The following is a 20,864-nucleotide window of genomic DNA, read 5'->3' on the forward strand; positions in this document are numbered from 1 at the left end:
CTTCAGATCAATGGAAGCGAGCCCGGGTTGTGTTGCCGAAGCGCATCGCGCGAACGCTCGAAGCCCGGAAGTATGCGGCCGACTTCGCGCCAGAAGTCCTTGCTGTGGTTCATTTCGCGCAGATGCGCCAGTTCGTGCGCAATGACGTAATCGATGACGTCATGGTCGAAGTGTATCAGGCGCCAATTGAGCATGATGTTGCCATCGCTGCTGCATGAGCCCCAGCGGGTCGCCGCCGACGATAGCCGCCAGCGCCGGATGGCCAGCCCATTGGCGTCCAGGAAATGCCGCAGGCGTTGCTCGAACCACTCGGCCGCCTGCTGCTGCAGCCAGGCATGGACGCTGTCCCGTATGCGGTGCCGGTCGGCGCCGGGGGGCAGCGCCAGGCTCAGCGTGTCGCCGTCGCGGGGCTTGAATGGGCTGCCGCTGAATGCAGTCGTCTTTCCGGCGCCGTTCAGCTCGAGCACGATGCGCCGGCCCAGATAAGGAATGCTGCCGCCTTGCTGCCATAGCGTGTCCGCCGTGGCCAGATGCCGCTGCCTGGCCCTCAGAGCGCGCAGCTTGGTCAGGATCCAATTGGCTTTTTCCACCACCGCGGCGTCGATCTGTCCCAATGTCACCCAATTTGGAGCCGTCACCTGCAAGCCGTCGTCGTTGACGGTCAGGCCTATGCTTTTGCGGCGCGAGCGCTGCAGCACGAAGCCGATGGTCTGCCCAGGGGTGGCGACCTCGCGCCATCGCGCGTTGCGTGGCAGCGATGGCGGTGGCAGGGTGGCGACAACGGCCGGTTCGATCGCCGGCGGCGGGGCGGGGGCGGGCACGGCCGGCGGGAGCGCCGCCGGGGCATCTGAAAAAAGCTCCAGTTGCCTATTCGGATCCATATCGTTCGGGATTGAGCACGCGCATTTCGGATTCGATCCAGTCGCGTACTTTCTCGTTCACAAGATCCGGCGTCAGGCCGGCGGGATCGATCAGGGGGCCTATCGATACGGTGACCAGTCCGGGCTTCTTGATGAAGGCATTGCGTCGCCAGCATTCGCCGGCATTGTGCGCCACCGGAATGATGGGAGTATTGGTGCGCGTGGCAAGCAGCGCGCCGCCCATTTTGTATCGGCCCGCCTTGCCCGGTGCGATGCGCGTCCCCTCGGGGAACAGGATGGGCCAGCGGCCGGCGTCGATGCGCTCCTGGCCTATGCGCACCACCTGCTCGAAGGCATCGCGTCCTTTTGAGCGGTCTATGGGTATCATGCGCAACAGCGCCAGGCCCCAGCCGAAGAAAGGCACCCAGTGCAGTTCTTTCTTGTAGACGAAACAAAGTTCGCGGGGCATGTAGGCGGGAAAGAACAAGGTTTCCCAGGCCGACTGGTGTTTGGACAGCAGGATGGCGCCGCCCTCGGGAAGGTTCTCGGCGCCTTTCAACTGCCAGCGTATGCCCAGGATGGCCTTGGCGCCCCAGACCGCCAGGCGCGGCCAGCCCACCGTGAGCTTGTAGCGCCAGCGCAGCGGCAAGGGCGACCACAGGATGCAGGCCAGGGCGTAGGGGATGACGGTGACGATAAGGAAGAGCTGATACAGGCTTGCGCGCAATACGGCCATGGTCATTCCCCGGTCAGCCAGGCGTCCACGACCGAAGCCAGGTCCGCGCGGATTTCGGTGCCCGCGGGCAGAGGCCCCTGTCCGCGGGTTTTTTCCCCATTGCCCGTCAGGACCAGCCAGGGAACGCAGCCTGCCTGGCTGGCGGCCTGCAGGTCGCGCAGCGAGTCGCCGACGGCCGGCACGTTCTTCAAGTCGATGTCGTAGCGGCGGCCGATGTCCACGAACAGGCCGGTCCGGGGCTTGCGGCAGCCGCAGTCGTCGTCCGGCCCGTGCGGGCACACGAAAATGGCATCGATGGCGCCGCCGGCCTGGGCGGCTTCGCGCCGCATCTTGGCATGGATGGCATTGAGCGTGTCCATGCTGAACAGGCCCCGCGCGAGGCCGGACTGGTTGCTTGCGATGACGACGCGCCAATTGGCGCGCGACAGGCGCGCAATGGCCTCCAGGCTGCCCGGCAGGGGTATCCATTCGTCCGGATGCTTGATGAAGGCGGCACTGTCCTGGTTGATGACGCCGTCGCGGTCGAGTATGGCGAGTTTCACTGGGCCAACCTGGAAATGTCGGCGACCTGGTTCATGACCTGGTGCAGGTCGTGAAGCAGGGCCAGGCGATTGGCCCGCAGGGCCGGATCCTCGGCCATGACCATGACGTCGTTGAAGAACGCATCGACCGCGTCCCTGGCCTGGGCCATGGTGGCCAGGCTGCCGGTGAAATCGCCCTGATCCAGCTGCGTCCGGGCTTGCGGCTTGAGCCTGGCGATGACGTCGGCCAGCGCCTGCTCGGCGGGCTCGGCAAGCTTGCCGTGATCGACGGCGCCCAGCGCGCTGTCGGCTTTCTTGAGCAGATTGGCAATGCGCTTGTTGGCGGCGGCCAGGCTTTCCGCCTCGGGTCGCCGGGCAAAATCGGCGCAGGCGTGTATGCGCGCCTGAACCTGGTGCAGGGCCGGCTCCAGCGCCAGTACCGCGTCGACCACATTGCGGTCGAAATCGCCCGCCAGCTGGTTGCGATAGCGTTCGTAGATGAAGGCCTGGACCTCGGCGGCGGTCGGCTCGGCCAGGGCGCCGGGCTTGAAGGCGCCGGCCGCCGACGCCAGCAGCTCGGGCAGGCGCAGGGTGGCGCTGTCGTTGACCTTCAGGTAGCCGCCCGCGCCCAGTTGCTCGAATGCGCTGATCAGGCCCAGGGCGGCGCGCCGCAACCCATAGGGGTCGCGTTCGCCGGTGGGCACCAGGCCTATGCCCCAGATTCCCATCAGCGTTTCGGCGCGCTCGGCGATGAACAGGATGGCGGAGGTGAGCGTAGCGCCGTCGACCGGAGCGTCCAGGCGTATGTGGTACTGATTCTTCAAGGCCAGGACGACATCGTCGGCTTCGCCGTCGGCGGCCGCGTAATAGGCGCCCATGATGCCTTGCAGCTCGGGGAACTCGGCCACCATGTTGGAGCCCAGGTCCGCTTTGGCCAGCAGTGCGGCGCGATCCGCATGCCGGGCGTCGGCGCCCAATTGCCCCGCGATGTATCCGGCTATCTTGCGCACGCGCTCGACGCGCTCGAGCTGGGAGCCCAGCTTGTTGTGATAGACGCTGGCCGCCAGCCCCGCCACCCGGTCGGCCAGAGGGGTCTTGCGGTCGGTCTCGAAAAAGAACTGCGCATCGGCCAGACGCGGCCTGACCACACGCTGGTTGCCTTCGATAATGTGCACCGGATCGTCGACCTGCATATTGCTGACGATCAGAAAGCGGTGCGTGAGCTTGCCGCCGGCCGGCTCGAACAAAGGGAAATACTTCTGATTCAGGCGCATGGTCAGGATCAGGCATTCGGGCGGCACTTGCAGGAACTGTTCCTCGAACTGCCCGACGTAGACCGTGGGATGCTCCACCAGCGCGGTGACTTCGTCCAGCAGGGCGTCGACCTCGGGGCCCGCGCCTATGGTGGCGCCCAGCGCCTGGGCCTGCTGCTGCAATTGCTGTTCGATCAGGGAGCGCCGCGCCGTGAAGGACGCGATGATCCTGCCTTCGTCGCGCAACTGGCTTTCATAGGAGTCCGGCGCAGCGATGGCGATGGCCTGGGGCGCCATGAAGCGGTGGCCCAGGGTGCTGCGCCCGGCATCGAGGCCCAGCGCGCTGACCCGGACGACCTGGTCGCCCCACAAGGCGACAAGCCGATGGGCGGGGCGGACGAACTTGACGCTGGTGACGCCGTCGGCCAGTTGATAACGCATGACTTTGGGTATGGGCAGGCTGGCAATCGCATGGTCCAGCGCTTCCTGCAAGCCCTCGGCCAGCGTCGCGCCGTTGGCGATGCCCCGGGCGTACAGGTAGTCCTGCTTGCCATCCGATTCGCGGATCAGGTCGGACGCGCCAAGGTGCGCAAGGCCCTTGCCGGCCAGCTTCTTGGCCAGCGCCGGCGTAAGTTCACCGCTGTCGGTCAGGCCGATCTTGGCGGGCATGAGTTTTTCGGTATAGGTCTGCTCGGGCGCCTGGTCCAGGACGGCGTCCAGCCGGACGGCCAGCCGCCGCGGCGTGGAAAAGTCTACGGTGACGCAGTCGGGAGCCAGCAGATTATGCTGCGCCAGGGTCTTGCGCACGCCTTCGGCAAAAGCCAGGCCCAGCTTTTGCAATGCCTTGGGGGGAAGCTCTTCGGTAAGCAGTTCGAGCAGCAGGGGCTGGGTGAGAGGGGCGGCATTCGTCATTATGCGGCCTCCGTGCCAGCGGTTTTGACCAGCATGGGAAATCCTAGTTTCTCGCGTGAATCGTAATAAGCCTGCGCGACGGCGCGCGACAGATTGCGGATGCGGCCTATGTAGGCGGCGCGCTCCGTAACGCTGATGGCTCCGCGGGCATCGAGCATATTGAAGGTATGCGCCGCCTTCAGCGTGGCTTCGTAGGCGGGCAGGGCCAGCGGAACCTGGATCAGGCGCTGCGCCTCGGCTTCGTAGTCGCCGAAGTGGGCAAACAGCATGTCGGTCGATGCGTGCTCGAAATTATAGGTGGACTGCTCCACCTCGTTCTGGTGGAAGACGTCGCGGTAAAGGACTTTGCGCCCATCGGCGCTTTCGGTCCAGACCAGGTCGTAGACGCTTTCGACACCCTGAAGGTACATGGCCAGCCGTTCCAGACCGTAGGTGATCTCGCCCGTGGTGGGGGTGCAGTCCAGGCCGCCGACCTGCTGGAAATACGTGAACTGGGTCACTTCCATGCCGTTCAGCCAGACTTCCCAACCCAGGCCCCATGCGCCCAGCGTGGGGTTTTCCCAGTCGTCCTCGACGAAACGGATGTCGTGCACCTGCGGGTCGATGCCCAGCGCGACGAGCGAACCGATATAGAGATCGATGATCTCGGGCGGGGCCGGTTTGAGCACGACCTGGTACTGGTAATAATGTTGCAGGCGATTGGGGTTCTCGCCGTAGCGGCCGTCCTTGGGGCGGCGCGATGGCTGAACATAGGCGGCGCGCCATGGCTCGGGGCCTATCGAACGCAGAAAGGTAGCCGTGTGCGAGGTGCCTGCGCCCACTTCCATGTCGTAGGGTTGCAGCAGCGCGCAGCCCTGCTTATCCCAATATTGCTGTAGCGTTAAAATGATTTGCTGAAAAGTGAGCATGTGCGAAGGCCAGTAAACCGAAAAGCTGCAAAATCTCTCGATTTTAACTGGTTCCGACACGAAGAAGGTTTGCCCGGGTCAAGGCCGGGATCAATTGGTCGTATGATGCTGGGTTCGACCGTTTATCAACGCGGGCGGCGCGTGCCGCGGCGTGGGGTTCTTTTTTAGGGAAGGTGCTATGTCCGACTTGGTGAAAGTGGAAATAATCGAACAGGTTCAGATTATTACGGTTAATCGGCCCGAGCAGCGCAACGCCGTCAATTACGAGACCGCCCACGAGCTGGCCAAGGCATTCGATGCGCTGGACGCCAACGAAAATGTCACGCTGGGCATCCTGACGGGCGCCGGCAACACCTTTTGCTCGGGCATGGACCTGAAGGCTTTCGCCCACAACGGCCAGCGTCCGCTGGTCGAGGGCCGGGGCTTTGCCGGCCTGTGCGAACGGCCGCCCCAAAAGCCCCTCATCGCCGCCGTCGAAGGCTATGCACTGGCCGGAGGCTTCGAAATGGCGCTGGCCTGCGACCTGATCGTGGCGGCCGACAACGCCAATTTCGGCTTGCCCGAAGTCAAGCGCGGCATCGTGGCGGGCGCCGGCGGCATGCTGCGCCTGCCCAGCCGCATTCCCTACCATATCGCCATGGAGGCCGTGCTGACCGGTGAAATGCTGCCGGCGGCCCGCGCCCATGCCTACGGCCTGGTCAACCGCCTGGTGGAGCCGGGCAAGGCGCTGGAAACCGCCCTGGAACTGGCGCGCGTCGTTGCCGCCAACGGCCCCCTGGCCGTGCGCACGGCCAAGAGGATCGTCACCGAGTCGCGCGACTGGCGCCAGGCCGACATGTTCGATTTGCAGCGCCCCCGCGTCGCGCACATCTTCGCATCGGCCGATGCGAAGGAAGGCGCGACCGCCTTTGCGGAAAAGCGCAAGCCCGTGTGGCGCGGCAAGTAAGCCCGCGCCTTCAGCAAGAACCGGCGGGCCGACAGGCCTGCCATTTTTTATGATAGTTCAGCCCATGACCACCACTATAAAAGAAAGCGACCTGATCCAGTCCATCGCGGATGCGGTGCAGTTCATCAGTTTTTATCATCCCGCCGACTACATCAAGCATCTGGCGCGGGCCTACGAGCTCGAGCAAAGCCCCGCGGCCAAGGACGCCATTGCCCAGATCCTGACCAACTCGCGCATGTGCGCCGAAGGACGCCGGCCCATCTGCCAGGACACCGGCGTGGTCAACGTATTCCTAAAGATAGGCATGGACGTGCGCTTCGACACCCGCCGGAGCATGCAGGAGCTGTGCGACGAGGGCGTGCGCCAGGGCTATCTGAATCCCGACAATCCCTTGCGGGCGTCGATATTGTCCGATCCCCTGTTCACGCGCAAGAACACGCGCGACAACACGCCCTGTATCGTCAATGTCGAACTGGTCGCGGGCGACAAGGTCGATGTGCAGGTGGCGGCCAAGGGGGGCGGTTCGGAGAACAAATCGAAATTCGCCATGCTCAATCCCAGCGACTCCCTGGTCGACTGGGTGCTCAAGACCGTGCCGCAAATGGGCGCGGGCTGGTGTCCCCCCGGCATGCTGGGCATAGGCGTGGGCGGAACCGCCGAAAAAGCCATGCTGATGGCCAAGCAGTCGCTCATGGAAGACATCGATATGTACGAGCTGCTGCAGCGCGGGCCGCAGAGCAAGCTTGAAGAGCTGCGCATCGAGCTGTACCAGAAGGTGAATGCGCTGGGCATCGGCGCACAGGGCCTGGGCGGCCTGACCACCGTGCTGGACGTCAAGATCCATACCTTCCCGACGCATGCGGCTTCCAAGCCGGTGGCGATGATCCCCAATTGCGCGGCGACCCGCCATGTGCATTTCGAGCTGGACGGTTCCGGCCCGGCCCGGTTGACGCCGCCTGCGCTGTCCGAATGGCCCGATGTGCATTGGGCGCCCGATTACAACAAATCGCTGCAGGTCGACCTGAACACGCTGACGCGCGAGCAAGTGGCCAGCTGGAAGCCGGGACAGACCCTGCTGTTGTCCGGAAAGATGCTGACAGGCCGCGACGCGGCGCACAAGCGCATCCAGGACATGCTGGCTCGCGGCGAGAAGCTGCCGGTGGATTTCACCAACCGGGTCATCTATTACGTCGGCCCGGTCGATCCGGTGCGCGAAGAGGTCGTGGGCCCCGCCGGCCCGACCACCTCGACGCGCATGGATTCCTTCACCGAAATGATGCTGGCGCAGACCGGCCTCATCTCCATGATAGGCAAGGCCGAACGCGGCCCAGTGGCCATCGAGGCCATACGCAAGCATGGCTCGGCCTACCTGATGGCCGTGGGCGGCTCGGCCTACCTGGTCTCCAAGGCCATACGAGGAGCCAAGGTGGTGGGCTTCGAGGACCTGGGCATGGAAGCCATCTACGAATTCGACGTGAAGGACATGCCGGTTACGGTGGCCGTCGACGCCCAGGGCACATCGGTGCATGAAACCGGCCCGAGGGAATGGCGCAGCCGAATCGCTGAAATACCGCTGGTGCCCGTTCAATAGGCCCTGCGCCTCGCCCGGATACGTTGCGATCCGGGCTTTTTTTCAACTTTTGCGCGCTGTTCGGTTTCCCCAAACCTGGGCTTATAAAAAAACGAATTCAAAAATGCGCGCCATGCAGGCAAGCTATAAGCTGGATTGTTTTTATCTGACCTTGGAAAACTTCATGACCACACTGGATCCCGGATCCTGGATAGGACGCAAGGAAAACTTCGACGACAACATCGACGTCGGACATGTTCGGCGCATCGCCTTGAGCCTGAACGAGGAGGCTCCGGGCGAAGGCGGGGCCTTGCCCCTGCTCTGGCAGTGGGGCCTGTTCATCAATGCCCTGCCTTACCACGAACTGGGCGACGACGGCCATCCGCAGCGGGGCGGCTTCCTGCCGCCGGCCGACGACCGCAATCGCATGTGGGCCGGAGGGCGGGTGCAGTTCCTGCAGGACTTGCGGGTGGGCAGGAAGGGCCGCCGCGAGTCCACGATAGCCGCCGTCACGGAAAAGCAGGGGCGCAGCGGCAAGTTGCTGTTCGTGACGGTCAAGCATGACTATATCCAGGGCGATGCCTTATGCATTTCCGAAGAGCAGGATATCGTCTATCGCGAGCCCAGCCCTCCCAAACTCGAAGGCGGCATGATCGCGCCCGAGGCGCAGTGGTCCGAGGCCGTGGTGCCGGACCCCGTCATGCTGTTCCGCTATTCGGCCGTGACCTTCAACGGGCACCGTATCCATTACGATGAGCCCTACGCGACGCGGACGGAAGGCTACCCGGGCCTGGTCGTGCATGGCCCCATGATCGCCACCCTGATGTGCCGGGCTTTTGTCCATGCGCATCCGGACAAGCAGGTCCTTTCCCTGTCGTATCGCGGCTTGCGGCCTTTGATCGCGCCCAGGCCGTTCAATGTGGCGGGCGTGCTGGCGGAAGACGGCAGCGCGAATCTATGGGCCGAACAGGGCGGTACGCTGGCCCACCAGGCGGAGTTGAGGTTCAAGTCATGAGCACACACAAGCAAAGCACGGGCACCATGAAACAGTCCTCCAGCACGGGCTCGGCGCCCCGGCCGCTGGACGGCATTACCGTGGTCAGCCTGGAACATGCGATCGCGGCGCCATTCTGCACCCGGCAACTGGCCGACCTTGGGGCGCGCGTGATCAAGGTGGAGCGCCCGGGCGTGGGGGATTTCGCGCGGGGCTACGACGAACGCGTCAAGGGACTGGCTTCGCATTTCGTGTGGACCAACCGTTCCAAGGAAAGCCTTGCGCTCGATTTGAAGCACCCCGATGCGGCCAAGATACTGGGTAGTCTGCTGGAGCGGGCCGATATCCTGGTGCAGAACCTGGCGCCCGGCGCCGCGGCGCGGCTGGGCCTGTCCTTCGAGGACTTGCACGAGCGGCACCCACGCCTGATCGTCTGCGATATCTCCGGATACGGCGAAGGCGGCCCTTACCAGGACAAGAAGGCCTACGACCTGCTGATTCAAAGCGAAAGCGGTTTCCTGTCGGTGACCGGCGGGCCGGACAGCCCGGCCAAGGCGGGGTGCTCGATTTCCGATATCGCGGCCGGCATGTACGCCTACAGCAGCATCCTGTCGGCACTGCTCCTGCGCGAGCGCACGGGCGTCGGCAGCCGCCTGGATGTGTCCATGCTGGAAAGCATGGTCGAATGGATGGGTTTCCCCATGTATTACGCATTCGACGGGGCTTCGCCGCCGCCCCGGGCCGGCGCGGCCCATGCCACCATCTATCCTTATGGCCCCTTCCCCGTGGGTGACGGCAGCGAGGTCATGCTGGGCTTGCAGAACGAGCGCGAGTGGGCGGCATTCTGCAAGACTGTCCTGCGCCAGCCCGATCTGGCCGCCGACGGCCGCTTCAGTTCCAACACCTTGCGCGTGGCCAACAAAGAGGCCTTGCGGGTGCTGATCGTTACCGCCTTCGCGTCCCTGTCGCGCGACCAGGTGATCGAGCGGCTCGAGCAGGCCAGCATCGCCAACGCGGGCGTGAACACCATGAGCGACGTGTGGGCGCATCCGCAGTTGGCGCAGCGCGGGCGCTGGCGCGAGGTGGACAGCGCGGCGGGTTCGCTGCCGGCCCTCATTCCGCCGGCCACCAGTTCCGCTTTCCAGGCCCGTATGGACCGGATCCCGGCATTGGGCGAAAATTCACGGGCCATCCTCGCCGAACTGGGCTATACGGCCCAGCAGATCGAGGCATACACCGAACAAGGAATCATCTGATGAGCAGGAGAACGAGATCGGCGCTATTCGTGCCCGCAAGCCGGCCCGAGCGATACGCCAAGGCGCTGGCGGCGGGCGCCGACGCGGTCATCATCGACCTGGAGGACGCGGTCGAGCACGAGGTCAAGGATGCCGCCCGCCGGCATGTGCTCGAGTTCGCTCTAGCCCATCCGCAGGACGTTTTTCTTGTGCGCGTCAACGCCGCGGCCACCTCGTGGTTTGCCGAGGACATGGCTTTGTGCCGCGAATTGCCGGCCCTGGCCGGCATCCTGCTGCCCAAGGCGGAATCCGCGGAGCAGGTCGGCCAGGCTTTTGCCGCCGGCAAGCCGGTGCTGCCCATCGTGGAAAGCGCGGCGGGCGTCCTGGCGCTGGACGACCTGGCCGCGGCAAAGGGTGTCGAGCGCCTGTCTTTCGGCAGCCTGGACCTGATGCTGGAGCTGGGCGCCACGCCGGATACGCCGGGCGCGGGCTTGCTGCTGGACCATATCCGCTGCCAGATTCTCCTGCACAGCGCGGCGCATCGCCTGGCGGCGCCGCTCGATGGCGTTTATCCCGATTTCGCCGACAAGGATGGCCTGGCGGCGGTGGCGCGGCAAGTGCGCGACATGGGCTTTGGCGGGATGCTGTGCATCCATCCCGCCCAGGTGCCGGTCATCCATTCGGTTTTCGTGCCGGCCCAGGCCGAGCTCGACTGGGCGCGCCGGGTCGTCGCGATGGCGCAGGATACCGGCACGCTGGCCTTCCAGCTGGATGGCAAGATGGTCGATGCCCCGGTCATCGAGCGCGCGCGCCGGATGCTCGAAGGCTGATCGGATCGCCCTTGGTTAAATCTGTTCCAGCCTTTGGCCGGAGCACGCTTCCAGCAGCTCGGCCAGGCTGCCCTGCCGCAAGCGCAGCGTGGGCGCCAGGTCGGCCAGCGGCTTCAACACGAAGGCCCGCTGGTGCATGCGCGGATGCGGCACGGTGAGTTCGGGCTCATCGATTTCCTGATCCCCGTAAAGCAGCAGGTCCAGGTCCAGCGTGCGCGGGGCGTTGCGATAGGGGCGCAGGCGCCCATGGTCCAGTTCGATCTTCTGCAGCGCGGCCAGCAGCGTGCGCGCATCCAGCGTCGTTTCAATCGTCGCCACCGCGTTCACGTAGTCGGGGCCGCTGGAGTCCACGGGCGCGCTGCCGTAAAACGGAGACAGCGTCAGCGCGCTTATGCCCGGCACCCGGGCAAGCTCCGCCGCGGCCTGCTTCAGGCTGTCCTGCGCCTCGCCCAGATTGGCGCCCAAGCCGATATATGCAAGCGTCATGGACGGGGCCGGCCGGCAGGCCTTGCCGCCGGCATGGCGGAGCGGGATAACGCCATGGCCATCGGTTTCAAGCCTGGCTGGGCGCGGGCCTGGCCTGGCGGCGTCTGGGGCCGCGGCGGCGCTTGCCGGCGCCCGCCGGCGCCCGACCCCGGTTCTGGGCCTGGTAGGCTTCTATCATTTCGCCGCGTGTGGCGTCGTCGGCATTGGCCAGGTCCATCCACCATTGCGCCTGGACACTGTCGACCTCGCGCGCTTCGGCGCGCAATTGCAGGAAATCGACCGCGGCGCGGAAGCGGGGCTGTTCGGCCATGCGCCAGATGGCCTTGGCGTTGGCGCGCTCGAAACGCGCCTGCATGAACCAGATCTCGCGCATGTCGGCCTGGAAGCGGCGCTGTATGGCCAGCTTGCGGGTCTGTTCCTCGACCACGGAGTCGGCGGCCATCATCAGCGCCTGGGCGGAGTGTTCGCCGCTTGCGCAGAGCTCCTGCCAGCGCTTGTTGACCAGCTTCCACAGCAGGGCCGCGAAAAGGAAGCTGGGGCTGATGGTCTTGCCCGACCGGACCCGGGCATCGGTGCGCGCCAGCGCGAGCTCGACGAACTGCTCGCCGCCGTCTTCCTCGAAGATGAGGTCGATGAGCGGCAGCAGGCCCTGGTGCAGGCCCACGGCCTGCAAGTGGCGCAGGCAGTCCATGGCGTGCCCGCAGGTCAGCAGTTTCAGGATTTCATCGAACAGGCGCGAGGCGGGCACGTTCTCGATGAGCGGCGCCAGGCGCGCAATGGGTTCCCGGGTGGCGGGATCGATGGTGCCGTTCAGCTTGGCCGCGAACCGCAGCGCCCGCAGCATGCGGACTGGATCTTCGCGGTAGCGCTGCTCGGGGTCGCCTATCATGCGCACCACGCGCTTCTTCAGGTCGCTGACGCCGCGGTGATAATCGATGACCTCTTCGTTGATGGGGTCGTAATACAGGGCGTTCAGGGTGAAGTCGCGGCGCGCGGCATCTTCTTCCTGGCTGCCGAACAGGTTGTCGCGCAGTATGCGTCCATGCTCGTCGGTGTCCTCATCGCCCGCGGCGTTGGCCCGGAAGGTGGAGGTCTCGATGATTTCCTGTCCGAAAACCACATGCACCAGTTGAAAGCGCTTGCCGATGATGCGCGCGCGGCGGAACAGCGGACGGATCTGGTTGGGCGTGGCATTGGTGGCGACGTCGAAGTCCTTGGGCTCGAGGCCGACGATCAGGTCGCGGACGGCTCCGCCCACGATGTAGGCGTCAAAGCCTTCGTGGCGCAAGACTTCGCAGACTTTGATGGCGTGGCGCGAGACGTTGCGCCGGTCTATTCCATGTTTTTCGCGCGGCAGGCGCTCCGGACCCCGCGCCGGCGAGGAAAACAGGCGTCCGACGAAGTTTTTTATTGTTTCTTTAAGCATGTGCGTATTTTAGGACTTTGCGTCCTGCATGTCCTTGAACAGATCAAGAATCTTCCAGCCGCGCTCTTGCGCCACCTGGCGCAATGCCGGGCTGGGATTGGTTGCAATGGGGTGGCTGACCGCCTCCAGCAGCGGCAGGTCATTGGGCGAATCGCTGTAGAAATAAACGCGCTCGAAGCTGCCCATCGACAGCTGCATGCCCGCCAGCCACTCGTTCACACGGATGATCTTCCCGGCCTGGAAGCTGGGGGTGCCCTGGATGCGGCCGGTGTAGCGGCCATCCCGGGTTTCGGCCAGGGTGGCGATCAGGTGGGAAATGCCGAAGGCGCGCGCAATGGGGGCGGTGACGAACTCGTTGGTCGCCGTCACGATGGCGCACAGGTCGCCGTCATCCATATGGCGGCGGACGAGGTCCTGCGCCGAAGGCAGGATGGCGGGACGCACCACTTCGGCCATGAAGGCCTCGTGCCATTCGGCCAGCTCCATGGGGCTGCCGCGGGTGAGCAGGCCCAGCATGAACTGGGCCGATTCTTCAGCAGTCAGCTTGCCCGCGTTATAGCGCTCCATCAATTCTTCGTTGCGGCGCTGCGCTTGGGCGGGATCGCCGGCGCGGCCGGTGCGCGCAAGGAAGTCGGCCCATTGATAGTCGCTGTCCAGCGGCAGCAATGTGTGATCCAGGTCGAACAGGGCCAGGCGTTTAGATGTCATGAATTATCGGATTCTTCGGTCGGCTGGCTTGAGGCCAGCAGGTCTTTCAGTAAAGGCAGGGTGATTGCCCGGTGTTTTTCGAGCGAGTAGCGGTCCAGCGCATCGACCAGGGCGCTCAGGCGGCCCATGTCGCGCGCGTAATGGGTCAGTATCCAGCCCATCACCTCGGAGGAAAGCTGCAGCCCGCGCTCGCCGGCCCGCTTGCGCAAGGCCTGTGCGCGGTCTTCGTCGGAAAGCAATTCCAGCCGGAATATCAGGTCCCAGCCCAGCCGGGTGCGCAGGTCCTCCCGCAAGGGCATGGCCAGCGGCGCGCGGTCGCCGGCCAGGACCAGCGCAAAGCCGGTGCCGGTGGCGGCGACCTCGCGCCAGCGATTGTACAGGGCGAACAGGGCGGCCTGGCCGGCCTCGTCCAGATCCTGCACATCGTCCACCGCAATGAGCCGGTAGCGCAGGGTCTCGGCGGTGGCGATTTCCTTCAGGGCGGCGGGGTCGCCGTCGCGGTCGAAATAAAGCGCATCGTCGCCGGCGGCGACCGCCTGGAGCAGGTGGCTGCGGCCGGCCCCGGCGGCGCCCCATAGGTAGATGGCGCGGCCCGGCCGCAGGGCCCGCAAGGCTTCCAGTGCCGCGCCGTTATCGCCGGCGACGAAATTGGCGAGCGAGGCCGGCGAGGACGGCAGAAGGTCGAGTATCAGTTGCTGCGTCATGTATCGTCTACTGTGGGGCCGCCGATTGTCTCGGCCGCGGCATGCCCGGGCGTGTTTTTGCCGCGTTCATCGTAAAATCAGGTCTGGTATTCAATTAAACACGCAATTCTTGCACATCCCACGGCATTTCTCATGACAAACAAACATTCCGCTACCCTGACCTATCGCGACGCCGGCGTCGATATCGATGCCGGCGAAGCCCTGGTCGATCGCATCAAGCCCCTGGCCGCCAAAACCATGAGGGCCGGCGTGATGGCCGGCATAGGCGGCTTTGGCGCATTGTTCGAGGTGCCGCGTCATCTGAAAGAGCCGGTGCTGGTGTCCGGCACCGACGGCGTGGGAACCAAGCTCCGGCTGGCGTTCGAATGGAAGCGCCATGATACCGTGGGCATAGACCTGGTCGCCATGAGCGTCAACGACATCCTGGTGCAGGGTGCCGAGCCGCTCTATTTCCTGGACTATTTCGCTTGCGGCAAGCTGTCGGTGGATACCGCGGCCAGCGTGGTGGGCGGCATCGCCCGGGGCTGCGAGCTGGCCGGCTGCGCGCTGATCGGCGGCGAAACCGCCGAGATGCCCGGCATGTACCCCGACGGCGAGTACGACCTGGCCGGCTTTGCCGTGGGCGCGGTCGAGAAGTCGCGCATCATCGACGGCAAGTCCATCGCGGTGGGCGACGCGGTCCTGGGCCTCGCGTCCAGCGGCGCCCATTCCAACGGTTTTTCCCTGCTGCGCAAGATTCTTACCCACGCCAACGCCCGACCCAATCAGGACCTGGGCGGCCGGCCGCTGGAAGACGTCGTCATGGAGCCCACGCGAATCTACGTCAAGTCCGTCCTGGCGGCTTTGGCCGAGCATGGCGACGCCATCAAGGGCCTGGCGCACATCACCGGCGGCGGCCTGCTGGACAACGTGCCGCGCATCCTGCAGCCGGGCTTTGCGGCGCGCCTGCATCGCGATGCCTGGACCATGCCCGAACTCTTCACCTGGCTGCAGCAGAACGGCGGGGTGGCCGATGCCGAGATGCACCGGGTCTTCAACTGCGGCATCGGCATGGTGCTCGTGGTGCCGACCGACAAGGCCGATGCGGTCGCGGCGACACTGGCCGCGCAGGGCGAACAGGTCAGCCGCCTGGGCGAGATCATCGAGCAGGACGGCGCCGACGCGCCCCAGACCGTCGTCGTCTAGGCAGCCGGTTGTGGCGCTATGCCGCTCCAGCGCCTACCGGGCCGCGGGCCAGTGAGCCGCGGCCGCATCCACGACGCGCGCCGCCGCGTCCGGATCCAGGCAATCGACCGTATGCCGCTGCGGCAAGGACCGCAGCCAGGTCAGCTGGCGCTTGGCCAACTGGCGGGTCGCCGCGATGGCCTGCTCCACGGCCTGGCCCAGGCCGTTTTTCCCGTCCAGATAATCCCATAATTGGCGGTAGCCCACGCAGCGCACCGAGGGCAGGCCGGTGTGCAGGTCGGGCCGCCGATGCAGGGCGCGCACCTCGTCGAGCAAACCCTGATCCATCATGGCTTGATAGCGCTGCGCGATGCGCGTGTGCAAGGCCAGCCGGTCGGACGGCTCCAGGCTGATGGTGACGAACTGCCGGACATCGCCGTGCCGCAAGGGCGGATCCTTCAGCCATTCGGACATCGGCCGGCCGCTGACCCGGTAGATTTCGATGGCCCGCTGCAGCCGCTGGCTGTCGTTGGGGGCCAGCCGGGCGGCGGTGTCGGGATCGTAGCGTGAAAGCCTGCGATGCAGCTCGGGCCAGCCCATGTCGCGCGCCTCGCGGTCTATGTCGGCGCGCACGGCCGCGTCGGCCGCCGGCAGCTCGTTCAGCCCCTCGCGCAGCGCTTTGTAATACAGCATGGTCCCGCCGCAAAGGAGCGGCAGGCGGCCGCGGGCGGTGATGTCGGCGATGAGGGTGCCGGCGTCGCGCTGGAATTCGGCCGCCGAGTAGGACTGGGCCGGGTCGCGTATGTCCAGCAGGTGGTGCGGCACCCGGGCCTGTTCCTCGCGGGACGGCTTGGCGGTGCCGATATCCATGCCGCGGTAGATGGTGGCGGAATCCATGACGATGATTTCCACCGGCCAGCGCCGGGCCAGGGCCAGCGCCGCCGCGCTCTTTCCCGAGGCGGTCGGGCCGGCCAGGCATAGGACGGGGCTGTTCATTGGCCGCGCATGAAAAGCTTGTCGAGCTCGCCGACCTTCCATTGGACCCAGGTGGGGCGGCCGTGGTTGCATTGATCGGCCCTTTCGGTTTGCTCCATCCTGCGCAGCAGGCCGTTCATTTCGTCCAGGGTAAGGCGCCGGTTGGCCCGCACCGATCCGTGGCAGGCCATGGTCGACAGCAATTCGTTGCGCTGTTCGGTCAGGCGCGGCGATACGCCCACGCTGGCCAGGTCGCGCAGCACGCCGCGCGCCAGCGATTCGATGTCGCCGTTGGCCAGCAGGGCGGGCACCGCGCGCACCGCGATGGAGGCGGGGCCCGCCGCCCGCAGCTCCAGTCCCAGATCGGCCAGCGTGGCGGCGTGCTCTTCGACCAGTCCGATCTCTTTTTCGCTTACGCCGAAGACGACGGGAACCAGCAATTCCTGGCGCGGCAGGCTCTGGGCATCCATGGCTTTCTTCAATTGCTCGTAGACGACGCGCTCGTGCGCGGCATGCATGTCGACCAGAACGAGCCCCGCCTGGTTCTGGGCCAGGATATAGATGCCGTGCAGTTGGCCCAGGGCCATGCCCAGGGGAAACTCGTGCGCCGGCGGCTGAGCGGCCGGCGTACCCGGCGCGGCATCGGAGGCGTCGATGGGGCGGTAGAGCGATTGCCAGTCCGTGGCTTGCCCGGCGCCATGGTCGCGCAGCTGAAAGGCCTGCTGCATCGGCGGGCGGAGAAAGGACGAGGGCATCGGCGGGCGCCCGTCAAACGCCGGCAAGGGCCGCGCCGGCGCGAGACTCGTTGCGCCGTCCGCGTCGCCGGCGGGAATCCGCTGCTCGTCCATGCCGCGCTCCGGTGCGCCGAAGCCCGGCGCTGCGCCGGTGTATGCGGCGGCGGCAACGTCGTCCGGGCCGCCTTGTCCGGCCAGCGTGTGGCCGCCCGCCGCCGACAGCGCCTGGCCGAGGGCCTGGCCCACGAAGCGGTGAATCGCGCCGCTGTCGCGGAAACGCACCTCGTGCTTGGCCGGATGCACGTTCACGTCCACCGTGGACGGATCGACCGAGAGAAACAGCACATAGGCGGGCTGGCGGTCGCCATGCAGCACGTCGGCGTAGGCCTGGCGTATGGCGTGGGCCACGGTCCGGTCCTTGACGTAGCGTCCATTCACGTAGAGATATTGCCGATCGGCGCGGCTGCGCGCATACGTGGGGCGTGTAATGACGCCTTGCAGGGCGATCAGGCCATGCTCGCGCGAAACCTCCAGGCCCTGCTCGATGAATTCCGCGCCCAGGACTTCGCGCACCCGCTGGCCGATATCGGCGGCCCGCCAGTTGCGCTGCGCCTTGTCATTATGGAACAGCCTGAAGGCGATGTGCGGCTGGGCCAGCGCGATCCTTTCCAGCGCGTCCACGCAATGCCCATATTCGGTGGCTTCCGAGCGCAGGAATTTGCGGCGCGCCGGGACGTCATCGAACAGCTGCCGCACGTCGATGGTGGTGCCGATGGACCCGGATGCGGGGACGGGCGCGCCGTGTGGTGCCTGTATCTGCCAGGCATGGGGCGCCTCGGCGCTGCGGGACGTCAGGGTAAGCCGCGCCACCGATGAAATCGAGGCCAGCGCCTCTCCCCGGAAACCCATCGAGGCGACGGACTCCAGTTCGTTCAGCGAGGCGATCTTGCTGGTGGCATGGCGCGTCAGCGCCAGGGCCAGCTCGTCTTGCGGAATGCCCGATCCGTCATCGCTGACGGAAATTCGCCGTATGCCGCCGCCGTCCAGGCGGACTTCGATGGCCCGCGCGCCGGCATCGATGGCGTTTTCCAGCAATTCCTTCAGGACGGAGGCCGGCCGTTCGATGACTTCGCCGGCCGCAATCTGACTGATGAGCTGGTCGGGAAGGGGAGCGATGGAGCGGCGTTCAGGCATTGCGGTATTCCGTTGATGTCGGGACCGGCGCCGGCGCGTCAAGCAGGGGCGCGGCGCGAAGGTGTATTGTGTTGCGTGTCGGCTTGATTTTAGCCGGTCGGGCGCGCCTGTTCTTTTGTTGCCGCCTCGAACAGGCTATATTGCTGTAACTTTTTTTGGTAGCGGATATGCTTGATCTCTTCAATATGATTCTCCATATAGACCAGTTCCTGGGAGACTGGGTGGCGCAATATGGCGAATGGATTTACCTGGTGCTCTTCCTTATCGTTTTTGGCGAGACGGGCCTGGTGGTGCTGCCCTTTTTGCCGGGCGATTCGCTGCTGTTCATCGCCGGCGCCTTCGGCGCATCCGGCCTGCTGGACCCGGTCATGCTGGCCGGCATATTGATCGTGGCGGCCGTGCTGGGCAACACCCTGAACTACTCCATAGGGCGGTATATCGGACCCAAGGTGTTTACCAGCAATTCGCGCTTCCTGGACCGGAACGCACTGATCAAGACCCATGCCTTCTATGAGAAGCATGGCGGCAAGACCATCGTCCTGTCGCGCTTCCTGCCGATTTTCCGCACCTTTGCGCCCTTCGTGGCGGGGGTCGCCGGCATGAATGTCCTGCGCTTCCAGCTGTTCAATATTTCCGGCGCCGTCCTGTGGGTGGGTGGCCTGGTTACGCTGGGATACTTTTTCGGCAACGTGCCCATCATCAAGGAGCATCTGAACACCATCGTCCTGATCGGTGTCAGCGCGGCCGCCGTGCCCGTCGTGCTGGGCACGCTATGGAAGCTGTTCAAGCGCAAATCCCCGTCGGCCTAGCGGCACGCCGGCCCGTTGCCGGGCCGGAAAGCGCGCTGCTCAGGCGCGCCGCGCAAGGGCCGGGCTGGAGGCGAAATAACCGCTGATGCCCGTCAGCATGGCGCGGGCGATCTTGTCCTGGTGCGCGGGGCTGCGCAGCAGGCGCTCTTCCTCGGGGTTGCTGATGAACGCCGTCTCCACCAGGATGGAGGGGATGTCGGGTGCCTTCAATACCGCAAACCCGGCCCGTTCCACGCTTTTCTTGTGCAGACGGTTGATCTTCCCGATCTCGCCCAGGACGCGGTCGCCGACCCGCATGGAATCGTTGATCTGGGCGGCGGTGGACAGGTCCAGCAGAACCTTGGCCACCTGCTTGTTGTGCGACCCCAGGTCGACGCCGCCGATCAGGTCGGCATCGTTTTCACGCTTTGCCATCCAGCGCGCGGCCGCGCTGGTGGCGCCGTTCTGGGACAGCGCGAACACCGACGATCCGCGCGCGCTGGGCTTGATCCAGGCGTCGGCATGTATGGAGATGAACAGGTCGGCCTTGACGCGGCGCGCCTTTTGCACCCTTACGTGCAAAGGCACGAAATAGTCGTTGTCGCGCGTCAGGTAGGCCCGCATATTGGGCTGCGCGTCGATCAGTTTTTTCAGCCGTCGGGCGATGCTCAGGACGATGTCTTTTTCCCGCGTACCGTTGCGTCCTATGGCGCCGGGGTCTTCACCGCCGTGGCCGGGATCGAGCGCGACCAATATGGGCCGGTTGTCGCGGCGCGGTTCCGACGCGATGGGCGGAGGAGCGGCCGGCGCGCGGGGCTGCTTGGCCACGGGCGGCAGCTTCTGGCCCGGCACCGAAGGCACGGGGACGTCGGGCGGCGCATTCTGCGCCAATTCCTCCAGCACTTCGGCCAATGGGTCCTGGTCGGCTTCATTCATGATGGCCAGCAAGGGGTCTTGCGCCACCTTGGGATACAGGTCGAGCACCAGGCGGTATTTGTATTCGCCGATGGGCTTCAGCGTGAAGACCTGCGGCGCAATGGGCTGCTTCAGGTCGAGCACCAGCCGGACCACGTCGGGCCGGTTCTGCGCCACCCGCACGGAGCCGATGTAAGGATCGTTGGGCTTGATCTTGGAGACGAGATTGTTGATGGTCGCGTTGATGCTCAAGCCCTGGATGTCCACGACCAGCCGGTCGGGATTGTCCAGCGTGAAGTGTTCCGCCTTGAGCTCGCTGTCCATTTCCAGGGTGACCCGCGTGTATTCGTCGGCGGGCCAGGTGCGCACGGCGACGATGGTTGCCGCATGCGTCAGCGTCGGAATGACCGGCAGGATGAACAGGCTGCCCGCGGTCGTTATGAGCCGGCGTCGGGAGATTCCCGCCGGGGATGTTCCGGATGGGGAAGGGCAAGAGTCGTCAGCCATAATTTTCCTTTGTCGCTATGGGCCGCTAGGCTGGCGTACCGCCCGATGTCTGCATAGTCCAGGTGTATGTCGAGGTCTGGAGGCGGCAATAAAGCGCCTGCTTGCTCCGGCCATTCGATCAAAATCACCGCTTCTTTCTGCAGTATATCGCGAAACCCAGCGTCCACCCATTCTCGCGAATCGCTAAATCTATAGAAATCAAGGTGATAGAAGTATAAGTTAGAAAGATTATAGCTTTCAAGCAGTGCGTAGCTGGGACTTTTTATTCGTCCGGTGATTCCGGACGCGCGCAGCAGGGCGCGGGCGAAGCTGGTCTTGCCCGCGCCGAGGTCCCCGCGAAGATGGATGCGCCCGCCGCGCCCCGTCCCGCCCGAGGCCGGATGGGTGCCGCACACCAGGGGCGCAAGCTGAGCGGCCAGAGATATCGTGGCCTCTTCATCGGGTAAATACACTCTATTCCTACTGATCTGGTGGTTTTCCTGTGTCATGCCCGTTTCT

At 65.2% G+C, this 20,864-nt stretch carries 20 protein-coding genes; 7 read left to right on the top strand and 13 right to left on the bottom strand.

Going from position 1 to position 20,864, the window contains the following annotated elements:
* Positions 1 to 2 precede the first annotated feature (2 nt).
* Genes OEG81_RS04140 through glyQ form a run of 5 tightly spaced genes read right to left on the bottom strand, consistent with a single transcriptional unit; the run spans position 3 to position 5,190 of the window.
* Positions 3 to 881 (bottom strand): M48 family metallopeptidase, encoded by an 879-nt coding sequence (locus OEG81_RS04140; RefSeq protein ID WP_264131458.1) that lies wholly within the window; start codon positions 879 to 881, stop codon positions 3 to 5.
* Positions 868 to 1,596: a lysophospholipid acyltransferase family protein gene (locus tag OEG81_RS04145; protein ID WP_264131459.1), complete on the bottom strand. Its 729-nt coding sequence runs from the start codon at positions 1,594 to 1,596 to the stop codon at positions 868 to 870. Before OEG81_RS04145 ends, OEG81_RS04140 begins: the two co-directional genes overlap by 14 nt.
* Positions 1,597 to 1,598: 2 nt before the next feature.
* A complete protein-coding gene (gene gmhB / locus OEG81_RS04150) occupies positions 1,599 to 2,138 on the bottom strand; it encodes a D-glycero-beta-D-manno-heptose 1,7-bisphosphate 7-phosphatase (protein ID WP_264131460.1) in 540 nt (179 codons plus the stop codon).
* A complete protein-coding gene (gene glyS / locus OEG81_RS04155) occupies positions 2,135 to 4,282 on the bottom strand; it encodes a glycine--tRNA ligase subunit beta (RefSeq protein WP_264131461.1) in 2,148 nt (715 codons plus the stop codon). Before glyS ends, gmhB begins: the two co-directional genes overlap by 4 nt.
* Entirely contained in the window at positions 4,282 to 5,190 is a 909-nt protein-coding gene (gene glyQ / locus OEG81_RS04160) for a glycine--tRNA ligase subunit alpha (RefSeq protein WP_264131462.1), read from the bottom strand. The genes glyS and glyQ overlap by 1 nt, the downstream gene beginning before the upstream one ends.
* A 178-nt stretch (positions 5,191 to 5,368) precedes the next feature.
* Between glyQ and OEG81_RS04165 the strand changes: the two genes are divergently transcribed.
* From OEG81_RS04165 to OEG81_RS04185, 5 genes are all read left to right on the top strand, one after another.
* Complete coding sequence (locus OEG81_RS04165; protein ID WP_264131463.1) at positions 5,369 to 6,136, top strand: crotonase/enoyl-CoA hydratase family protein; 768 nt, start codon at positions 5,369 to 5,371, stop codon at positions 6,134 to 6,136.
* 64 nt (positions 6,137 to 6,200) lie between these two features.
* Entirely contained in the window at positions 6,201 to 7,727 is a 1,527-nt protein-coding gene (locus OEG81_RS04170; protein ID WP_264131464.1) for a fumarate hydratase, read from the top strand.
* Between the two features lie 163 nt (positions 7,728 to 7,890).
* A complete protein-coding gene (locus OEG81_RS04175) occupies positions 7,891 to 8,721 on the top strand; it encodes a MaoC family dehydratase N-terminal domain-containing protein (protein ID WP_264131465.1) in 831 nt (276 codons plus the stop codon).
* Complete coding sequence (locus OEG81_RS04180; protein WP_412034105.1) at positions 8,718 to 9,956, top strand: CaiB/BaiF CoA transferase family protein; 1,239 nt, start codon at positions 8,718 to 8,720, stop codon at positions 9,954 to 9,956. Before OEG81_RS04175 ends, OEG81_RS04180 begins: the two co-directional genes overlap by 4 nt.
* Positions 9,956 to 10,765: an HpcH/HpaI aldolase/citrate lyase family protein gene (locus OEG81_RS04185; protein WP_264131466.1), complete on the top strand. Its 810-nt coding sequence runs from the start codon at positions 9,956 to 9,958 to the stop codon at positions 10,763 to 10,765. Before OEG81_RS04180 ends, OEG81_RS04185 begins: the two co-directional genes overlap by 1 nt.
* Before the next feature lie 15 nt (positions 10,766 to 10,780).
* Here OEG81_RS04185 and folK read toward each other — a convergent pair whose 3' ends face one another.
* The 4 genes from folK to hda form a co-directional block, all read right to left on the bottom strand.
* Positions 10,781 to 11,251 (bottom strand): 2-amino-4-hydroxy-6-hydroxymethyldihydropteridine diphosphokinase, encoded by a 471-nt coding sequence (gene folK / locus OEG81_RS04190; protein ID WP_264131467.1) that lies wholly within the window; start codon positions 11,249 to 11,251, stop codon positions 10,781 to 10,783.
* Between the two features lie 67 nt (positions 11,252 to 11,318).
* On the bottom strand, positions 11,319 to 12,677 hold the full coding sequence (gene pcnB, locus OEG81_RS04195; protein ID WP_264131468.1) for a polynucleotide adenylyltransferase PcnB: 1,359 nt from the start codon (positions 12,675 to 12,677) through the stop codon (positions 11,319 to 11,321).
* Positions 12,678 to 12,686: 9 nt separating this feature from the next.
* A complete protein-coding gene (locus tag OEG81_RS04200; protein ID WP_264131469.1) occupies positions 12,687 to 13,385 on the bottom strand; it encodes an HAD family hydrolase in 699 nt (232 codons plus the stop codon).
* Positions 13,382 to 14,089 (bottom strand): DnaA regulatory inactivator Hda, encoded by a 708-nt coding sequence (gene hda / locus OEG81_RS04205; RefSeq protein ID WP_264131470.1) that lies wholly within the window; start codon positions 14,087 to 14,089, stop codon positions 13,382 to 13,384. The genes OEG81_RS04200 and hda overlap by 4 nt, the downstream gene beginning before the upstream one ends.
* A 132-nt stretch (positions 14,090 to 14,221) precedes the next feature.
* On the opposite strand from hda, the gene purM reads away from it, so the two are divergent.
* Positions 14,222 to 15,274 carry a phosphoribosylformylglycinamidine cyclo-ligase gene (gene purM / locus OEG81_RS04210; protein WP_264131471.1) on the top strand — a complete coding sequence of 351 codons (1,053 nt, stop codon included), beginning with the start codon at positions 14,222 to 14,224 and terminating at the stop codon, positions 15,272 to 15,274.
* Between the two features lie 33 nt (positions 15,275 to 15,307).
* Here the strand turns inward: purM and miaA are convergent, their stop codons facing one another.
* Together miaA and mutL are read right to left on the bottom strand one after the other, a co-directional pair.
* Positions 15,308 to 16,249 (bottom strand): tRNA (adenosine(37)-N6)-dimethylallyltransferase MiaA, encoded by a 942-nt coding sequence (gene miaA, locus OEG81_RS04215; protein ID WP_264131472.1) that lies wholly within the window; start codon positions 16,247 to 16,249, stop codon positions 15,308 to 15,310.
* Complete coding sequence (gene mutL / locus OEG81_RS04220) at positions 16,246 to 18,156, bottom strand: DNA mismatch repair endonuclease MutL (RefSeq protein ID WP_264131473.1); 1,911 nt, start codon at positions 18,154 to 18,156, stop codon at positions 16,246 to 16,248. Before mutL ends, miaA begins: the two co-directional genes overlap by 4 nt.
* 167 nt (positions 18,157 to 18,323) lie before the next feature.
* On the opposite strand from mutL, the gene OEG81_RS04225 reads away from it, so the two are divergent.
* The gene (locus OEG81_RS04225; protein ID WP_264131474.1) at positions 18,324 to 18,965 is read left to right on the top strand and encodes a VTT domain-containing protein; all 642 of its coding nucleotides are present in this window, start codon (positions 18,324 to 18,326) and stop codon (positions 18,963 to 18,965) included.
* Between the two features lie 39 nt (positions 18,966 to 19,004).
* Here the strand turns inward: OEG81_RS04225 and OEG81_RS04230 are convergent, their stop codons facing one another.
* Positions 19,005 to 20,366 carry an N-acetylmuramoyl-L-alanine amidase gene (locus tag OEG81_RS04230; protein WP_264131475.1) on the bottom strand — a complete coding sequence of 454 codons (1,362 nt, stop codon included), beginning with the start codon at positions 20,364 to 20,366 and terminating at the stop codon, positions 19,005 to 19,007.
* A complete protein-coding gene (gene tsaE, locus OEG81_RS04235; protein WP_264131476.1) occupies positions 20,297 to 20,854 on the bottom strand; it encodes a tRNA (adenosine(37)-N6)-threonylcarbamoyltransferase complex ATPase subunit type 1 TsaE in 558 nt (185 codons plus the stop codon). The genes OEG81_RS04230 and tsaE overlap by 70 nt, the downstream gene beginning before the upstream one ends.
* Between the last annotated feature and the right edge of the window lie 10 nt (positions 20,855 to 20,864).

Origin of the sequence: Pollutimonas sp. M17 (genome assembly GCF_025836975.1) — a bacterium.
In the GTDB taxonomy this organism is placed as follows: domain Bacteria; phylum Pseudomonadota; class Gammaproteobacteria; order Burkholderiales; family Burkholderiaceae_B.